15 protein-coding genes are annotated in these 17,063 nt (G+C 54.5%); 9 read left to right on the forward strand and 6 right to left on the reverse strand.

What is annotated here, in order from left to right; all coding sequences use genetic code 11:
- Window positions 1–158: 158 nt before the first annotated feature.
- From J7M22_13380 to J7M22_13420, 9 genes are all read left to right on the forward strand, one after another.
- The gene (locus J7M22_13380; protein MCD6507600.1) at window positions 159–857 is read left to right on the forward strand and encodes a hypothetical protein; all 699 of its coding nucleotides are present in this window, start codon (window positions 159–161) and stop codon (window positions 855–857) included.
- Window positions 858–977: 120 nt separating this feature from the next.
- Window positions 978–1,757: a LamG domain-containing protein gene (locus tag J7M22_13385; GenBank protein MCD6507601.1), complete on the forward strand. Its 780-nt coding sequence runs from the start codon at window positions 978–980 to the stop codon at window positions 1,755–1,757.
- Between the two features lie 6 nt (window positions 1,758–1,763).
- The gene (locus J7M22_13390) at window positions 1,764–2,447 is read left to right on the forward strand and encodes a hypothetical protein (GenBank protein ID MCD6507602.1); all 684 of its coding nucleotides are present in this window, start codon (window positions 1,764–1,766) and stop codon (window positions 2,445–2,447) included.
- Window positions 2,448–2,503: 56 nt separating this feature from the next.
- On the forward strand, window positions 2,504–4,402 hold the full coding sequence (locus tag J7M22_13395; protein MCD6507603.1) for a hypothetical protein: 1,899 nt from the start codon (window positions 2,504–2,506) through the stop codon (window positions 4,400–4,402).
- Between the two features lie 192 nt (window positions 4,403–4,594).
- Window positions 4,595–5,311, forward strand: coding sequence for a chordopoxvirus fusion protein (locus J7M22_13400; GenBank protein MCD6507604.1), 717 nt, complete (start codon window positions 4,595–4,597; stop codon window positions 5,309–5,311).
- 205 nt (window positions 5,312–5,516) lie between these two features.
- Complete coding sequence (locus tag J7M22_13405) at window positions 5,517–6,467, forward strand: ThuA domain-containing protein (GenBank protein ID MCD6507605.1); 951 nt, start codon at window positions 5,517–5,519, stop codon at window positions 6,465–6,467.
- A gap of 114 nt (window positions 6,468–6,581) precedes the next feature.
- A complete protein-coding gene (locus J7M22_13410; protein MCD6507606.1) occupies window positions 6,582–8,366 on the forward strand; it encodes a hypothetical protein in 1,785 nt (594 codons plus the stop codon).
- A gap of 16 nt (window positions 8,367–8,382) precedes the next feature.
- Window positions 8,383–10,428: a hypothetical protein gene (locus tag J7M22_13415; GenBank protein ID MCD6507607.1), complete on the forward strand. Its 2,046-nt coding sequence runs from the start codon at window positions 8,383–8,385 to the stop codon at window positions 10,426–10,428.
- 8 nt (window positions 10,429–10,436) lie between these two features.
- On the forward strand, window positions 10,437–11,195 hold the full coding sequence (locus tag J7M22_13420) for a geranylgeranylglyceryl/heptaprenylglyceryl phosphate synthase (protein ID MCD6507608.1): 759 nt from the start codon (window positions 10,437–10,439) through the stop codon (window positions 11,193–11,195).
- Between the two features lie 20 nt (window positions 11,196–11,215).
- Here J7M22_13420 and J7M22_13425 read toward each other — a convergent pair whose 3' ends face one another.
- The 6 genes from J7M22_13425 to tkt form a co-directional block, all read right to left on the reverse strand.
- On the reverse strand, window positions 11,216–11,920 hold the full coding sequence (locus J7M22_13425) for a creatininase family protein (protein MCD6507609.1): 705 nt from the start codon (window positions 11,918–11,920) through the stop codon (window positions 11,216–11,218).
- A 19-nt stretch (window positions 11,921–11,939) separates the two neighbouring features.
- Window positions 11,940–12,245 carry a creatininase family protein gene (locus J7M22_13430; protein ID MCD6507610.1) on the reverse strand — a complete coding sequence of 102 codons (306 nt, stop codon included), beginning with the start codon at window positions 12,243–12,245 and terminating at the stop codon, window positions 11,940–11,942.
- A 131-nt stretch (window positions 12,246–12,376) separates the two neighbouring features.
- Window positions 12,377–13,333 carry a dipeptidase gene (locus J7M22_13435; GenBank protein ID MCD6507611.1) on the reverse strand — a complete coding sequence of 319 codons (957 nt, stop codon included), beginning with the start codon at window positions 13,331–13,333 and terminating at the stop codon, window positions 12,377–12,379.
- 45 nt (window positions 13,334–13,378) lie between these two features.
- Window positions 13,379–14,002 carry a hypothetical protein gene (locus J7M22_13440; protein ID MCD6507612.1) on the reverse strand — a complete coding sequence of 208 codons (624 nt, stop codon included), beginning with the start codon at window positions 14,000–14,002 and terminating at the stop codon, window positions 13,379–13,381.
- Window positions 13,999–14,778, reverse strand: coding sequence for an imidazole glycerol phosphate synthase subunit HisF (hisF, locus tag J7M22_13445; protein ID MCD6507613.1), 780 nt, complete (start codon window positions 14,776–14,778; stop codon window positions 13,999–14,001). Before hisF ends, J7M22_13440 begins: the two co-directional genes overlap by 4 nt.
- Before the next feature lie 13 nt (window positions 14,779–14,791).
- Window positions 14,792–16,783 carry a transketolase gene (tkt, locus tag J7M22_13450; GenBank protein ID MCD6507614.1) on the reverse strand — a complete coding sequence of 664 codons (1,992 nt, stop codon included), beginning with the start codon at window positions 16,781–16,783 and terminating at the stop codon, window positions 14,792–14,794.
- Window positions 16,784–17,063 lie beyond the last annotated feature (280 nt).

The following is a 17,063-nucleotide window of genomic DNA, read 5'->3' on the forward strand; positions in this document are numbered from 1 at the left end:
CATCTTCCCCTCCATCTCTCCTCTCCCTTTCGGAAACATTATCTTTTGAGCCTACATCCGATTTCGGTAACATTATACATGAACGATAGCGCACGCTTGATTTTCCCCCGAGGACGTGCTATAGTTTAGAGTGAATATCCGACGGAGGTGATGGTGAGATGAAATCCTTGCTCTTTCCCCTTTCAATCCTGGTGTTTTTTCTGGGAGCCTCCATCGGGGTTGAGGGTAAGGTGATAACCCTCTTCGAGGACGATGATTCCTTCATAAGTCAGCTCTCAAGGCAGGATACGGCGACAAACATCGAAAACGAGAAAAAAGATGTATTCTATGGCGAGATCGCCATCAAGGTCAGCGCACCTCAGGGTTCGGCGGCGAACAACGTCCAGAGATATAACCCCAACATACCGGACTGGAATTACAAGATCGTGGAAAACCCCTCCAAGGAGGACGAGGCTCGATGGATTATGTTCGCCTGGAAGAAGATCGGCGGGAAAGGGATTATGATCCAGTTCCCCGACAACGGCGCATGGGGTGCTGTCACACAACCGTGTGTTAAACCGCCTGCCCCCGGCACAAGACGATACATCGATGGACAGAATATGACCGGATGGAGCGGGATATGCCTCTCGGATAAGATACCGGAGGATTGGGAGGTGGTGGTAAGGGATCTGTTCGCCGATTTCGGGTCGTTCACAATGACCGGGATAGCACTGACCCCTTTCGACAACGTCGGGCTGTACGATTCGATATACCTGGCCTGGAGCGAAACTGAGTTGAAAAAGCTATTGACCGGTATAAGGCCGGTCCAACCCCAGGAGAAACTGGCCACAACTTGGGCGAAACTCAAGTCTCCTTGAACAACAAAGCGGAAGATCTAATCTCCGGAGATGCCATAGGGTGCGAGGTCTCGCGCCCTTAACATCGGCAGAAACCATCTCTAACTCCTGAGAAATTCCGAGTTAAGGAGGGTATGAGAGATGAAAATAACGATAATAACTGGTATGATAGCAGCCCTGATATTCGGGCTCTTCACAGCTATGGGATACTCTCAAAAGAAGGAAGGGCTGGTCTTGTATCTGCCCTTCGAGGAGGGGAGCGGCAATAAGGTCCATGATCAATCGGGACACGGATGGGAAGGGGAGTTCAACGGCGCGAAATGGGTGGACGGTAAAATAGGAAAAGCGCTGGAGTTCAGCGGCACCGGCCTCGATTGCGTAGTGGTGGATGCTCCCGTGATAGATTCCGTCGGTAAGACCAACGAGATCACCATAGAAGCTTGGTTCTATCTCCTTTCACATCAGCAGTATGATGGCATAGTTTCGATAGCTACCAGATGTCCGGGGGAGTTCTGCTGTTCCTATCGGATAATGGTCGATCCGAGCTACCATCCCTTCTTCAATTGCGGCCATCACGTGGATAGAAAGATAACGGATTTCACGTTTAAGGAGAAGACCTGGTATCACTACGCCATGACGTATGACGGCAGCACCGCTAGGATCTACGTCAACGGCAAACAGATAGGAGAACAGGCTGAAAACGTAAAGCCCCTACCTAAGGCGAAGCCCGTTTTGGTCGGCACGGGAGAGGCCCCCGGAACATGGGGAACGAACGCCATAATCGACGAGGTTGCGATTTACGATAGATGCCTGGGTGAGGATGAGATCAAACAGGACATGAAGGGGGTGATACTCTCGGTAGATCCAAATTCTAAACTGACCACCGCGTGGGGCTATATCAAATACAACTTAAGGAGGTAAATGAACATGAAGCTCTATCTGTTTCTAGCCGTCGCTCTGCTGGCCGTGGCCGGTCTCGCGTGGGGAAACCTATTGGTGTTATTCGATGAGAACGCCAAGGACGAGGCCGGCGCGGGAGATTTCCCCGGCCTCTTCACCAGCCACGACGCTGGCAGCAAGGTGACGGTGACCTCAGATGACGCCTTCAGCGGCAAGGTCTCGGTCTTCGTCACCCCTGCCCAGTCCTACAACAATCAGATGAAGGGTTGGTCCTTCAAGATCGTCGAAAAACCGACCAAATCGGGCGAGTACAGATATATCCGCTTCGCCTGGAAGGCCAAGGGCGGAACCGGTGTGATGATCCAGTTCCCCGACAACGGCGCATGGGGTGCTGTCACACAGCCGTGTATTAAACCGCCTGCCCCCGGCACAAGACGATACATCGCCGGAAAGAACGTCACAGGATGGAGCGGGATATGCGTCTCGGATAAGATACCCGAGGATTGGGAGGTGGTCGAGAGGGATCTATTCGCCGATTTCGGCGCCTTCACTATGACCGGCATGGCGCTTACACCCTTCTCCGACGGCGGAGACGGCGATTATTACGATGCCATAATGTTGGCTGCGTCGCCGGATGAATTTCCCCAGCTCGCTCCCGTTGAACCTAAAGAAAAACTCGCCTTGCGATGGGCTGATGTGAAGATCAGGTGAAACCCCATTTTGAGAGGCGCTCACCTGAGCGTCTCTTATCTCCGAGCGGGTTTGTTATGTCTTCTAAATCAAAGTCGCTCACCTTCAAGTCCCTTCTCATCTCCCTTATCCTCATTCCCTTCAACTGTTATTGGATCATACAGGTGGAGATAATCTGGTATTCGGGCCACCCCACCTGCATCTCGCTCTTTCAGAACGCCGTCTTCTCCCTTCTTGTGGTCTCCGCCCTTGGGCTTCTGCTGGGACGTTTGAAAGTCTTTCGCCTCTCTGAAGGTGAATTGCTTTTCATCTACGTCTCGGTTGTGATGGCCTCCTCGGCGGCCTCACACGATCTCATGCAGATACTGGTTCCTACGATTCCCCACATCTCCTGGTACGCCACGCCGGAGAACGAATGGAAGGAACTCTTCTACGATTACATCCCCAGATGGCTCGCCGTAACCGATTCCAAACCGCTCGTCGGGTATTATGAAGGCGGCTCCACGCTATACACCGCCGAGCATCTCAGAGCATGGCTTTCCCCTGTGATCTGGTGGTCGCTCTTCATTATCGCTCTCTTCTGTGTGATGCTCTGTTTGAACTCGATCTTCAGGAGGCAATGGACGGAGAGGGAGAAACTCTCATACCCCATAATCCAGCTCCCGCTCGCCGTGATCCAGGCGAGGAGGTCGAGGATCTTCAGGAATAGGATGTTATGGTTGGGTTTCTCCATCGCCGCCTTCATAGACCTGCTGAACGGGATAGCCTATCTCATCCCCTCTATCCCCATGATCCCCGTCAAACTTCACGATATAGGAAGATACTTCACGGAGAAACCCTGGAGCGCCATCGGTTGGACACCTCTCTCCTTTTATCCGTTCTCCATCGGTTTATCCTTTTTCATGCCACTTGATCTGGCCTTTTCCACGTGGTTCTTCTATCTCTTCAGGAAGATGGAGCTTGTGCTTTCGGCGGCCATCGGTCCGCCGACGCTGGGAGGTTTCCTAGGGATCACGGAGGTGGCGAGGTTTCCATATCTCTCGGAACAATCCGCCGGAGCCTTCATGGTGCTTTTCGGATTTGCGATATACCTGGCCAGGAGGCATCTGGGGCGGGTTTTCTCGATGAGAGATGCCGAGTACAGGTTCGCCGTGGCTGGGTTGATCGGTGGATTAGCCTTCCTGATCTTCTTCTGTCTCAGAGCGGGTATGGATCTCTGGGTCATTTTGATCTTCTTCGCTCTGTATTTCGCCATATCGATCGTCATAACGAGGATGAGGGCGGAGCTCGGCCCACCCACGCATGAGCTTACGGGCATGAACGCCGGACAGATGATGGTGGATATGTTCGGCTCAAGGAGGCTCGGCGTGGGAAATCTGTTGATGATCACCCATTACTTCTGGTTCTTCAACAGGACCTATCGGAGCCACGCCATGCCTCAGCAGCTTGAGGGCTTCAAGATCGCGCAGAGGATAGGTATCAGTCCTAAGACGGTCGTATATGCCGTGATCATGGGGACGATCTTAGGGGTGATCTCCGCCTTCTGGGCTGACCTGCATATAACCTACAGGGTGCCCGGGGCGCCGGGATCGGGGTTCTCGTGGGAGAGCATGAGGATGCTCACATGGAGGCTCAGCTTCCTGAAGGAACCCGACCCCGGCGCTATAGGTTTCATATTCCTCGGCGCGGCTTTCACCCTGTTCTTGACGGCGATGAGGATGAGGTTTCTCTGGTGGCCGTTTCACCCTGTGGGATACGCCCTTTCGATGAACTTCGGCGTGGACTACATCTGGTTCACCCTCGTGATAGGCTCGGTTCTGAAGTGGTGCATATTGAGGTACGGGGGATTGGGTGCTCTCAGAAGGGCCTCTCCGTTCTTCCTGGGGCTTATCCTGGGCGAATACGCCGTAGGTGGTTTTTGGAGCGCCCTGAGCGTTATACTTCAGAGAAGGATGTACGTGTTTTGGATATTCTGATGAACCGTCCATCAGGCATTCAACGCTTTTCAGCAGAACCCTCTTCCGGTCGCCCATCCCACCTGCATAGTGGGGAAGTGGAACCCTAATCATTGAAAAAACCCTGATTGTCCTTACATAACATTGACCTGAATTATCCCCATCTGCTATACTATGAATAAGGTATTTCCTAAGCTTGGAGGGACGAGGACAATGGCTGTGGCTCTCGATGAGATCAATGAGAGACTCAGAAAGGTTTTTACTCCCGACCAGGTTGAGGTTCTGACCGATATGTTCAGGTACGCCTTCGATCGGCTTGTGAAAGCCAGCGATTTTGCGGAGCTGAAGGGGATAGTGGCCGAGCTGGCCGAGGCGCAGAAGCAGAGTGAGAGAAGACTGGGTGAGCTGACCAAACGTGTAGATGAACTGGCCGAGGCACAGAAGCGAACCGAGGAGAGGCTGAACGAGCTGGCCGAGGCACAGATACGTACTGAGGAGGAGCTGAGAAAGCTGGCTCAGGAGCACAGGGAGACAAGAAGACAACTCGGAGGATTAACCATAACTGTGGGATATACCCTGGAAAACGAGGCCTTCAAGGCTCTCCCTGATCTACTCAAAAGGGATTACGGCCTTGAACTCAGGGAAAGGCTCAAAAGGGCATATGTCAGGGATAAGGAGGGTAAGGCTATAGAGGTCAACATCATAGGCAAAGCGGTCAAGGATGGCAGGGAAGTTACGATACTCGGCGAGGGGAAGGCACAGCTTTCAAAGAGAGATGTGGATCGTTTTCTGAGGAGGAAGGTAAATCGCCTCAGGGATGTCCTGGGGGATCTGTTTTTGGTTTTGGTGACGCATATGATCTCCGAGTATGATGTTGAGGAGTATGCGAAGGAGAAAGGGATAGCACTGTATTACTCCTACGACTTTTGACTCGATTTCCCCCTATGTGAAATGAGTTTCAAATCCTCATGCATCGGAACTCCTCACGGCGGCCACCATGGCAAGCACTATCCCCGTGTTTCCGCTTGTCGGCTCGATGAGGAAGCCTTCCCGTGTCGAGTCGGTTTCTTGACAGACTTTCCTGATCTCTGATATCCTTAAGGGTCACATGTATCATCTGTGAAGGGAGGAAATCATGGGCGATAGAGGGGAACCTTGGGTCCTCTACGAGGGTAGAGATGGGCCCGGCGAGGGCAAGCATATCGTTCTTATAAGCGGCGATGAGGAGTATAGGTCTGAGGAGGCCCTGCCGATGTTGGGAAAGATCTTGGCCGTACATCATGGATTCAAATGCACCGTGCTCTTCGCCGTAGATCCGCAAACCGGGGAGATCAACCCTCAGATACAGACCAACATCCCGGGGCTGCATAACCTCGAGACCGCCGATCTGATGGTGATCTTCACGCGGTTCCGCGAGCTTCCGGATGAGCAGATGAGATACATTGTGGATTATATAAACTCCGGCGGTCCCGTCGTGGGATTGAGGACAGCGACTCACGCCTTCAGATACACCAGGAACAAGAGCAGTCCCTATGCCAAATACAGCTTCGACAGCAAGGTGAAAGGGTTTGAGGGTGGATTCGGCAGGCAGGTTCTAGGGGAGACATGGGTCAGCCATCATGGCCATCACGGCAGGGAGAGCACACGCGGAATCATCAACGACGAGATGAAGGATCATCCGATCCTGAGGGGCGTCAAGGATATTTGGGGCCCGACGGACGTCTACACGGTCAGGGACCTGACTGGCGACGCTAAGGTGCTGGTATGGGGACAGGTGCTTTTGGGGATGAGCCCTGCTGATAAACCCAATCCGGATAAACCGCTGATGCCGTTGGCGTGGATCAAGACATACACCGGGGAGCTCGGCAAGGTGTCCCGTGTCTTCTGCACCACCATGGGCGCCTCCGTGGATCTGCTGAACGAGGGCCTTCGTCGTCTGATCGTGAACGCCTGTTATTGGTGCGTGGGGATGGAGGATCGGATACCACCGAAGAGCGACGTCGATTTCGTGGGGGAATACAATCCCACCTTCTTCGGCTTCGGGAAACACCGAAAGGGCGTTCGACCCTCAGATCTCAAGACTTGACATAGGATATGGGCTCTGATATCATTAAGCCAAGTTGAAAAATCTGGTGATCATCGTCCGGCGATGGTCATCGGCCATAAGAGGTGAGCCTTGCGGATGAGAGGGTGGCATCAAATGCCGATTATCATGGCACTTGTTATCCTGACGCCGCTGCTTATGGGCTTTAAATGGGATTCCAGCAAGTTCATGTCAACGGATGAGATACGACCCGGGATGAAAGGGGAAGCGCTGACGGTATTGCAGGGGACGAAGATCGAGAGGTTGAAGCTGAGAATACTCAGCGTTCAGAAAAATGCCTTTCCGAAAAGCAACCTCATAAGGGCGATCGGAACCGACGATACGTTTAAGAGGATAGGAGTTGTGAGCGGGATGAGCGGAAGTCCTGTGTATATCGACGGCAGATTGATAGGTGCAATCGCCTATGCTTATTACTATTCCAAGGAACCCATAATGGGCATAACGCCGATAGAGTCGATGCTTAAGGTCTTCGACTATATGGAACGTCCGAAGCCGAAGGCACCGGGCGGGATCGGGCTCCTACCCTTCTTCAGCGCCGAGGAGATGCTGGCCAGGATAAATGAGAAGGCGAATCGATCCATAGATGAGCCGATCCGATCTCCCGGCGAGCTCAAACCTGTCAAAATGCCGATCGCCATATCCGGATTCTCCGAAGGAGCCACAAAAGCCCTCAAGGCAATGCTCTCAGGTTACAACATCATGCTGGTGGAGGGCGGAGGAGGGGAATACCCCGATCTATCCCCTCCGATACAGCCAGGCGCCGTGGTGGGGACGGAGTTCGTCAGAGGCGATCTGACCGCCTTCGGTTACGGCACGGTCACATACCGTGACGGGGATAAGATCCTCATATTCGGCCATCCCGATTTCGGCGAAGGCGATGTGAACCTGCCCCTCTCCGGCGGATACGTCCATTGTATCATCCCGAGCTTCTATGTGGGGTTTAAACTGGCGGGGGCGACCAAACCGTTCGGGGCGATGAAACAGGATAGGGAGTTCGCATGCGCCGGGGTTATCGGCAAGGTGCCCGGCTACATACCGGTAAAAGTCCATGTGACCACCTCCCGGAACAAAGTTGAGGAATACAACTACGAAGTGGCCAGACACAAGCTTCTCACCCCTTCCTTCATCACATCGGTTGTGTGGAGCACCATAGATGCCGCCGAGAAGGAGACGGGAAAATATACCGTTAAGGTCAGATCCCTCATCCAACCCAAAGAATATCCGGCTATAGTGAAGGAGGATGTCTTCTCAGGCGAGGCCTCTCCCGGGCTGGCAGCGGCCAGTCTACTGTATCCCGTTTCCACGCTGATGAGAAACAGCTTCCAGGAGCTTGAAATCGAAAAGGTGGAGCTGGAGATCAAGATAGAGGATAAAAGGAACACCGCCCTGATAGAGGAGGCAAGGATAGATAAAAGGATTTATAAGCCCGGGGAAAAGGTCAGATTAACCCTCTCCATCAGGCCATATCTGGAGAATCCCATAAGGGAAACGCTCGAAATTCAGCTTCCAAAGGATATCCCGGAAGGACCCGTGATGATGATCATCGGGAGCGCGTCGGCGATCCTCTCCTGGGATAAAAGCCGGGCGCCTCAGAAATATGTGCCCAAGAACATACAGCAGCTTATGCAGATCATACAGAGAGGCGAGAAGAACGATCATCTCGTGGTGGAGCTGTTCGTGCCGAGGCCCGGCCTCACCATCTCCGGTGAGGAGCTGCCCGATCTGCCTATCTCGATGTTCTATGTGATGAACTCCTCACAGCAAACCGGCGAGGTCAGCATGACCAAGGGAACGACCCTCCTGAGAGAGGTGATCCCTACCGATTTCGTCCTGTCCGGAAGCAAGATACTCCGGTTCACAGTGAGCCGGAGGGCAAGATGAGCGAAAGGAGGCAATCATGAGAAGGCTTACGATCTATCCGATGGTTTTCCTATTGATCTTCCCCGTCGTCCTACAGGCTTGGGCGACACAGACGAAGATATGGATGCAGAGGAGCTATAAGGATTTCTCCGCCGGGGAGGCCAAAAACGTCTCGATATCCAATAAGGGCGAGGTGACCCTCTCGTTCAAGTTGGATAAAATAAGCGATGTAAAGGAGGACTTCATCTGGGATCTTGCGGAGGACGCCCAGGAGAACCTGTACGTGGGAACGGGAAAGGAAGGCAGGGTATACAGGATCTCGCCTGACGGGAAGGCCGAGATCTTCTTCGACTCACCTGAGGTGAACGCGCAGTCCCTGCTCATCGACAAATCGGGCAACATCTACGCAGGGACGGCGCCTGATGGGCTGATCTTCAAGATAACCCCCGATAAGGTTCCCTCCACCTTCTTCAGCTCAGGCGAGAAGTATGTCTGGGATCTGGCAATCGACGACGCAGGGAACATCTATGCCGCAACGGGCCCCAACGGCAAGATCTTCAAGATCACGCCTGAAGGTGCTGGAGAGGTGCTCTTCGACTCGGAGGAGACGAACATCACGTGCCTGTATCTGCGCGGCGATACCCTCTATGCCGGAGGCGATAAAAACGGGATTATCTACGCAATATCGCTTCAGACGGGCAAGGTGTCGGTGGTATATGACGCTCAGGAAAAGGAGATCCATACCCTGGCCATAGACGAGAAGGGAAATATCTACGCTGCTGCTACGACGGGCGCCCCGCCCCAACCGAGCGGACCTGGAGGGGGGGAACAGGAGCAGAGGAAATCCTCGATCTATTTGATCTCATCCGACGGAGTGGTGCGGAAGATCTGGACCTCACCTGATCCGCTCATCCTCTCCCTCTCTTTCGATCCCGAAGGAAGGTTGCTCGTGGGGACGGGTGATTCGGGCAAGCTCTACTCCCTCACGCCGGACGGTCAGTTCTCGATGCTGGCGAAATGTGAGGCGTCCCAGGTTCTGAGCATATATCGATCCAAGAAATCCCTGTATCTGGGCACGGGAAACGGCGGCGTGCTTTATAGCCTCTCGCCGGATCGATCGAAAGAGGGGGAGATAACCTCGAAGGTTTTCGACGCCTCGATCGTCTCGAGGTGGGGAAACATACTCTGGGAGGCCGACACGCCTCAGGGGACGAGCGTCCTCTTGGCTACCAGATCGGGGAACACCTCTAAGCCCGATAACACCTGGAGCGACTGGTCCGAGGATTATACGGCCTCCGACGGCACCCCTATAAAGAGCCCATCCTCACGGTTCATCCAGTGGAGGGCCAAGCTGCAGACCTCAGATCCCTCTCAAACGCCGAGGCTGAAATCGGTCTGGGTGACATACCTGCAGGGGAACGTGCCGCCTGAGATCGTCAAGATATCCGTGGACGGGGACGATTCGAAGCAAGGAGAACCCAGAAGGGAGCTCGGACCGCCTCAGAGAGGTCCCTCCCCCCCCGGTGGCGCCAAGGGCGGTGGTAAGATCAAGACGATCAAATGGCAGGTGCGAGATCCGAATGGGGATAAACTTATCTTCTCCGTATATCTGAAGGGGGTGGATGAGGGGAACTGGAGGCTCCTCAAGGAGAAGCTCCGAAAGAGCTCCTATCAGTTCGATTCATCCACCCTGCCCGACGGCTGGTATCACGTCAAGGTGGTGGCGAGCGACCTGCCCTCCAATCCGTCCGACATGAGCAAGGTGGCGGAGAAGATCAGCGATCCGTTCCTCGTCGATAACAGCCAACCGTCGATATCCGATATATCCGCGGCGGTCACCGGAGATCAGGTTACGGTGACGTTTTCGGCAAGCGATCCGACATCGCTTCTCAGCTCGGCCTCTTATTCGTTGGACAACCAGGATTGGATGGTTCTCTTCCCCGATGATGGTCTCTTCGACTCCAAGAAGGAATCGTTCAAGATCGACCTCAAAGGTCTTGCCGCCGGAGCACATACGATCTCCGTCAGGGTCTCCGATATAGCGGGCAACACCTCATCGGCGAGGAAAGGGTTTTCCAAATAGAGGGAAGGATGAAGTCAAAGGTCTTCAGTCATCTGATAGATGTAAAGGGTAGATTCGGGGCGGGATACCTCCTGCTGATAGATCCCGATAGGGCTGAGATGCGGGAGATCGACCGCATCGCCGAGGTCGCGGCGAGTTCGGGCGTGGACGCCTTCCTCGTGGGCACGAGCATCCTCACGGACGGTTCCGTGGATGGGGTGATCGGGAGGATAAAGGCCGTATCCCACCTTCCGGTCATCCTCTTTCCCGGCGCGTCACATCATCTCTCACCTCTAGCGGATGCCGTGCTCTTTCTAAGCCTCATAAGCGGCAGAAACCCCCAATTTCTCATAGGCGAGCAGGTTAAAGCCGCGCCGCTTATAAGAAGGTATGGACTTGAGGCCATATCGACCGGATATATGCTTATAGAGGGCGGCAGTTACACCTCGGTCGAGTTCATGAGCGGCACGAGACCGATACCCCGGGATAAAATCGATATCGCCTGTGCCCACGCCTTAGCCGGGGAGCTTCTGGGGATGAAGTGCATCTACCTTGAAGCCGGAAGCGGTGCAAGGGAGCCCGTCCCGAACGAGATGATCTGTGGCGTGAAAAGCTGGGTGTCCATCCCCGTCATCGTCGGGGGAGGAATCAGATCGCCCGATGTTGCCAGGGAGAAGGTCGAATCGGGAGCCGATTTCATCGTAACGGGGAACGTCTTCGAGGGGAAATTCGACCCGGGCTTGCTGTCCGAATTCGCCGAGGCGATACATCACATCGACGAAGGATAGGGGAGATCAGATTCCCCTGATCATTTCAACCTTTCCAGCTTCTCGAAGGTGGCCTTAATGTACCTCACCTGTCGCTCCACCCTGGCCTCCATGTTTTCCTGTCCTATCTCCTCAGAGGCCTCTGAGGGTTTGCCCCAAACGCCACATCTCGTCGTCCGATCGAAGCCGACGTAGTCGTTATACTCCTGGCCCACATCAGGTGTGAAGTCCTCCGCCCTCTCCATCTTCACAAGCTCCGGGTGGAAGTACAGCATCGTCGAGGTCTCACCCCTCCCCGAGTGTATATCCTCCGGTATCCGTTCCCTCTCGCCCGGCAGAGCTCCATCGGCCCAGATTATGGTCATATCCGAATACCTGAAGTTCAGATCGCGTATAGTGGGTTTGATGACCCAATTACCTCCATGTGCGCTTAACACGACGACCTTCTTTATCCCGTGGTGTCGAAGCGACAGGATTATGTCCTCGATCACGAGCGCCAACGTCTGAGGACGGAGGGTGATCGTTCCAGGAAAGCCCATGTGTTCCTGCGAGTTGCCGTAGGGAAGAGCGGGCAGGACATAGGCGTTAAGCCTTTCACCCAGCTCTTTAGCCCATCGATCGGCTATCAGCCAATCCGTTCCCAGGGGCAGATGCCTGCCGTGTTGTTCTATGGATCCGATCGGGAGGATGGCGATCTCCACATCTGCTTCGGCCACCTCCTCCCATGAGTTGAAGACCGTTACCATCCCTCACCTCCTCATCCCTTCAGTCGATGATACTAATTCCCAGGGCTTTCTCGATCTCACCCTTCAGATAGGTTATGATCCTCTCCACATCCCTTTCACCTTTGGCTGCGGTCGCCTTCTCCGGAGCATTTCCCTCACTCCAGCCGTGATCCCGATAATTCTCCTCGCCGATGGCCTCCATGTCGACCATCTCCTTATCCAGATAGAGCATGAAGGAGGTCTCGCTTATTCCCGCGTGATCCCCCTCCATGATGAGCGACTCGCAGAAGGGGATGATCGTGATCGCCTGTAAGTCATCTCCGTCTTTGACCTCCTCCGAATGCAATGGGCAGATATGTTATATCTCAATTCGAGGGAGAGATCAATATATGGACGGAGAATCCTCCCCACGAGCAGGGGATAGATCGGCATCGCGGCGAGGCTCGATATCACAAAATATCCCCCTGCCGTACGGCATTAATCACAGACCTCCCTGAAGATACGAAGGAAGTTTTCACCCAGTATCTTTCGGATCTCCTCCTCGGAGAACCCTCTCTCGAAGAGGAGTTCCGTTATCTTGGGCATTTTCGTACAGTCCTCGATACCTTCCGGCAGGTTAGGCAAACCGTCGAAATCCGAACCGAGTCCGACGTAATCGGCGCCTACCAGATCGACCATATACTGGATATGCTCAACGATTCTCTCGACGGTCACCCGCGGAGGATCGGCCCCTTCGATATGTTTCATCAGATATCTGGGATAGAAATTGACGAAAACCACCCCGCCCTTTTGAGCGAGAGCCTTTATCATCTCATCGGACATATTCCGCGGGTGGTCACAGAGAGCCCTCGCGGAGGAGTGAGAGGCGATTATCGGATCGTCGCTTATCTCGAGGGCGTCCCAGAAGGTCTTATCCGAGACATGTGAGATATCCACGATCATTCCGATCCGGTTCATCTCCCTGACGATCTCCTTTCCGAAATCGGTTAACCCACCCTCCAATTTAGGATTGACGGCCGAATCAGCCCAGTCGTTGCTGTTGTTCCAGGTTAAGGTCATGATCCTGACGCCCAGCCTACGATATATCCTCAGCACCTCGATGCTGTTATCTATGGCGTGACCGCCCTCGACGGCGAGCACGGCAGCCAATTTGCCCTGTGATTTCGCCTCGGTGATCTCATCTGCCGTGCATGCATGAATCACCTCCCCGGAGGAGGCCTCGATCTGCCTGAAAAAGGCGTCCATTATGCTTAAAGCTCTTTTTATATACTCGCCACGCGGTATCTTCGGATCAACCCAGCACGCGAAGACCTCAAGATCAATTCCTCCCTCACGCATCCTCGGGAAGTCCAGATGTCCGCGATTTGATCTCAGGTTCAGATTCTCGCCTTTAAGCGCCCTGAGTAGGGAATCGGAGTGACAATCACAGACCAGAGCATCCATGTGTAGTTTTAAAGCCCTTTCATCCATCCGTACACCTCAGAAGTTCATAGTCCCTGCTATCTGAGAGCAGGCGAAGGTTATTAGGAAACTCAGATCCCCGAGTTTCTCCCCGTCGTTTCCGGCGAGGGCCTGAAGCGATTTATCGCCACCGTCGAACCGGTCGCTGAGACTCCAGATGGTCATTCCGCTCTCCACCGATACCATCCTCAGATATAAGCCTATGGCCGGAGGATGTGAGAACAGGTTCTTAAGGAATGGAACTGGGATGGGATTTGCGGTCGCGGGACGGTAGTCCGTTATCTCACCGACTATGACGGCGTCGGCCTTCAGCTTGGAGCCCAGCTTTTTGGCCAGCTCGTCGGTCAGTTCCGCCGATTCGACCCCCTCCTCCTCGAGCAGTTGATCCACCTTGTATCTATCGACCACCTCGAACCTGTCGAGCTTCAGTATCTGAACGGTCAGCTCATCCCTGACCCTATCCGCCACCTTGGCGGCGGCCCTATCGGATTTAATCGGCATGATGGCGATCCGATTCACCTTCTCGGGTTGGAAGAAGGAGGAGAGACCGAAGTTTATCCTCTTCGGCTCGATCCTCGATCCGGCGCAACCGGCCGATATCGCCAGGAGGCAGAGACATAATAAAAGGGCCGCCCTTTTCATTCCCTCATCTCCTCATCCAGTCTAACGGGGACGCCTTTTTGGCGCAGATACCTTTTAACCTCGACCACCGTATATTCCCTGTAGTGAAAGATGGATGCCGCTAAGGCCGCGTCGGCCTTTCCCTCCGTCAGCGCCCTGTAGATATGGTCCGGATTGCCCGCCCCGCCGGAGGCTATTACCGGGATTTTCACCGCCTCGGAAACCGCCCTGGTCAGGGGGATATCATACCCCGCCTTTGTCCCGTCGTAATCCATACTGGTCAGCAGTATCTCGCCCGCGCCCAGCTCCTCAACCTTCTGTGCCCATTCGACAGCATCCAGCCCTGCGGGACGTCTGCCGCCGTGCGTATAGACCTCCCATCCCCTCCCATCATCCCTCAATTTAGCATCGATCGCCACCACGATGCACTGACTTCCAAACCTTTCGGCGCCTTGGCGGACGAGATCGGGATTCTGAACGGCGGCGGTATTTATGGAGACCTTATCGGCGCCGGCCTTCAGCAGGTTCCTTATATGCTCGGCAGTGCGTATTCCACCTCCCACCGTCAAAGGCATGAAGACCTGCTCGGCAGTTCGCCTGACCACGTCAATCATAATGTCCCTGCCCTCATGCGAGGCGGTGATGTCGAGGAATACGAGTTCGTCCGCCCCCTGTTCATCGTAGAGGGCGGCTATCTCGACGGGATCGCCGGCGTCGCGCAACCCCACGAAATTAACACCTTTAACCACCCTACCGGCATCTACGTCAAGGCAGGGTATTATCCTTTTGGCCAACATTCCCTCACATCCTTTATCTTACCAACTTCCTGGCATGTGCCAGGACGTTATCCACATTGAAGCCCAACTTCTCCAGCGCCACCTTCCCCGGAGCGGAGACGCCGAATCGGTTTAGCCCTATAACATCGCCCCTGTCGCCTACCCATCTATGCCATCCCAGCGGAACCGCCGCTTCGATGGCGAGACGCGGCATATCGGGGGGCAATACATATCTCCGGTATTCCGGCTCCTGCATCTCGAAGAGCTCCCAGCTCGGCATGCTGACGACTCTGGCTTTGATGCCCTCAGAGGCGAGCTTCTCCTGAGCCTTCAGGGCCAGATGGACCTCAGAGCCAGTTCCGATAAGTATCAGATCGGGTTTGCCGCCAGATGATTCGGAAAGCACGTAGGCCCCTCTCTTAACCCCTTCGCGGATCGGATAACGGTCGGGATCGAGCACCGGTAGGCTCTGTCTCGTCAGTATCAATGCCGTCGGGCCGTCCTTTCGCTTTAAGGCCGCAATCCACGCCTGTGCTGTCTCGTTGGCGTCGGCCGGCCGGATCACGACCAGATTGGGTATCGCCCTCAGAGCGGGAAGCTGTTCGACCGGCTGATGTGTCGGGCCGTCCTCGCCCACGCCGATGCTATCATGTGTGAAGATGTATCTAACCGGTATACCCATCATCGCCGCCAGCCGAATCGGCGGCCGCATGTAATCGCTGAAGACCAAGAAGGTTCCTCCATAGGCTAGGACCCCTCTATGCAACATCATCCCGTTCAAGATGGCACCCATGGCGTGTTCCCGAACGCCGAAACGGAGGTTACGTCCTTCATGGTTTCCCTTTTGGAAATCGGTGAACTCCTTCAGATAGGTTTTCGTCGAGGGTGCCAGATCGGCCGATCCGCCGATGAGGTATGGTATATGAGAGGCTATGGCGTTAAGGACCTCGCCGGAGGCGTTACGCGTGGCGATCTCCTTCTCGGTCGGAAACGTCGGCACCTTCTCCTCCCATCCCTCCGGCAACTCCCAATCTTGCCCCATCTCCCACTCTTTCGCCAGATCCGGATACTCACGTCGCCAGGTCTCAAACCTCTCACTCCAGTCCGATTCCATTCTTTCCCCTTCGGTCACGGCTTGGCGGAACCGCTTCAAGGCCTCATCGGGTATGTAGAAGCTCGGCTCAAGGGGCCATCCCAAGTTTCCCTTAGCGGCCTCGACCGCCTCTGGACCGAGGGGAGCACCATGGGCTGCTGCGGAGTCCTGTTTCGGGCTGCCGTAGCCGATGTGGGTTGGGACGATGATAAGCGATGGCCGGCTCAGATCCTTCCTGGCAATCTGAATGGCTTCGGCGATATCATCCACATCGTTACCGTCCTTCACCCTCAGCACCTGCCATCCATAGGCCTCAAACCTCTTGGCCACATCCTCGGAGAACGCTATATCGGTCGATCCTTCGATGGTGATTCGGTTGCTGTCATAGAGCACTATCAGCTTCCCCAGGCCGAGATGTCCGGCCAGTGAGGCCGCCTCAGCGGAGACGCCCTCCATCAGATCTCCATCGCTCGCCATCACATAGGTGTAGTGATCCACGATCTTATGACCGGGCCGGTTATATCTGGCCGCCAGGAAGGCCTCCGCTATGGCCATCCCCACGGCGTTTCCGAAACCCTGTCCCAGCGGGCCGGTCGTCGTCTCCACACCGCGGTGCGGATCATACTCCGGATGGCCCGGCGTATGGCTTCCCCACTGTCTGAAGCTCCTGAGCTCCTCAATCGACATATCGTAGCCCGTCAGATGAAGGAGGCTGTAAAGCAACATGGAGGCATGTCCCATGGAAAGGATAAACCTATCCCTGTCAGGCCAGAGGGGATTAAGCGGATTATGCCTCAGGAACCTGGTCCATATCACATATGCGGTCGGCGCCGCCCCCATAGGCGCGCCGGGATGACCTGATTTGGCCTTCTCCACAGCGTCAACGGATAGAAACCTGAGCGTGTTCACACAAAGTTCATCCAGCTTCGTCATACTCGAATCCTCCGGGTTAATTCTACGCGTTATTTAAGACGATACCGATTATACCACCCATAGATTAAAGACGTCAAGAAATCGATTGTTGTAGCTCAGGTTGAAATCAACCTCAAGCTCGTGGTAAAATTATATGTGATCTTTGAAAAACCTGGGGATGGTTCATATCCCCCAGGAATTAAGGTAACACTTTTATCAGATCGACAAAACCCCATATCACCTTCCTCCAAGGCTGAAGGTTACAATATTCTTATCCTCTCATCATCCCCAAAGCATCAAG

The organism is Candidatus Poribacteria bacterium, from assembly GCA_021162805.1.
Lineage (GTDB): Bacteria > Poribacteria > WGA-4E > B28-G17 > B28-G17 > JAGGXZ01.

Bases quoted from the DNA above. Each gene is read 5' to 3' on its own strand.
- J7M22_13410 (MCD6507606.1), top strand. From the start codon at position 6,582: ATGCCGATTATCATGGCACTTGTTATCCTGACGCCGCTGCTTATGGGC.
- tkt (MCD6507614.1), bottom strand. From the start codon at position 16,783: ATGACGAAGCTGGATGAACTTTGTGTGAACACGCTCAGGTTTCTATCC.
- J7M22_13380 (MCD6507600.1), top strand. From the start codon at position 159: ATGAAATCCTTGCTCTTTCCCCTTTCAATCCTGGTGTTTTTTCTGGGA.
- J7M22_13400 (MCD6507604.1), top strand. From the start codon at position 4,595: ATGGCTGTGGCTCTCGATGAGATCAATGAGAGACTCAGAAAGGTTTTT.
- J7M22_13440 (MCD6507612.1), bottom strand. From the start codon at position 14,002: ATGAAAAGGGCGGCCCTTTTATTATGTCTCTGCCTCCTGGCGATATCG.
- J7M22_13420 (MCD6507608.1), top strand. From the start codon at position 10,437: ATGAAGTCAAAGGTCTTCAGTCATCTGATAGATGTAAAGGGTAGATTC.
- hisF (MCD6507613.1), bottom strand. From the start codon at position 14,778: ATGTTGGCCAAAAGGATAATACCCTGCCTTGACGTAGATGCCGGTAGG.
- J7M22_13385 (MCD6507601.1), top strand. From the start codon at position 978: ATGAAAATAACGATAATAACTGGTATGATAGCAGCCCTGATATTCGGG.
- J7M22_13390 (MCD6507602.1), top strand. From the start codon at position 1,764: ATGAAGCTCTATCTGTTTCTAGCCGTCGCTCTGCTGGCCGTGGCCGGT.
- J7M22_13405 (MCD6507605.1), top strand. From the start codon at position 5,517: ATGGGCGATAGAGGGGAACCTTGGGTCCTCTACGAGGGTAGAGATGGG.
- J7M22_13395 (MCD6507603.1), top strand. From the start codon at position 2,504: ATGTCTTCTAAATCAAAGTCGCTCACCTTCAAGTCCCTTCTCATCTCC.
- J7M22_13415 (MCD6507607.1), top strand. From the start codon at position 8,383: ATGAGAAGGCTTACGATCTATCCGATGGTTTTCCTATTGATCTTCCCC.
- J7M22_13425 (MCD6507609.1), bottom strand. From the start codon at position 11,920: ATGGTAACGGTCTTCAACTCATGGGAGGAGGTGGCCGAAGCAGATGTG.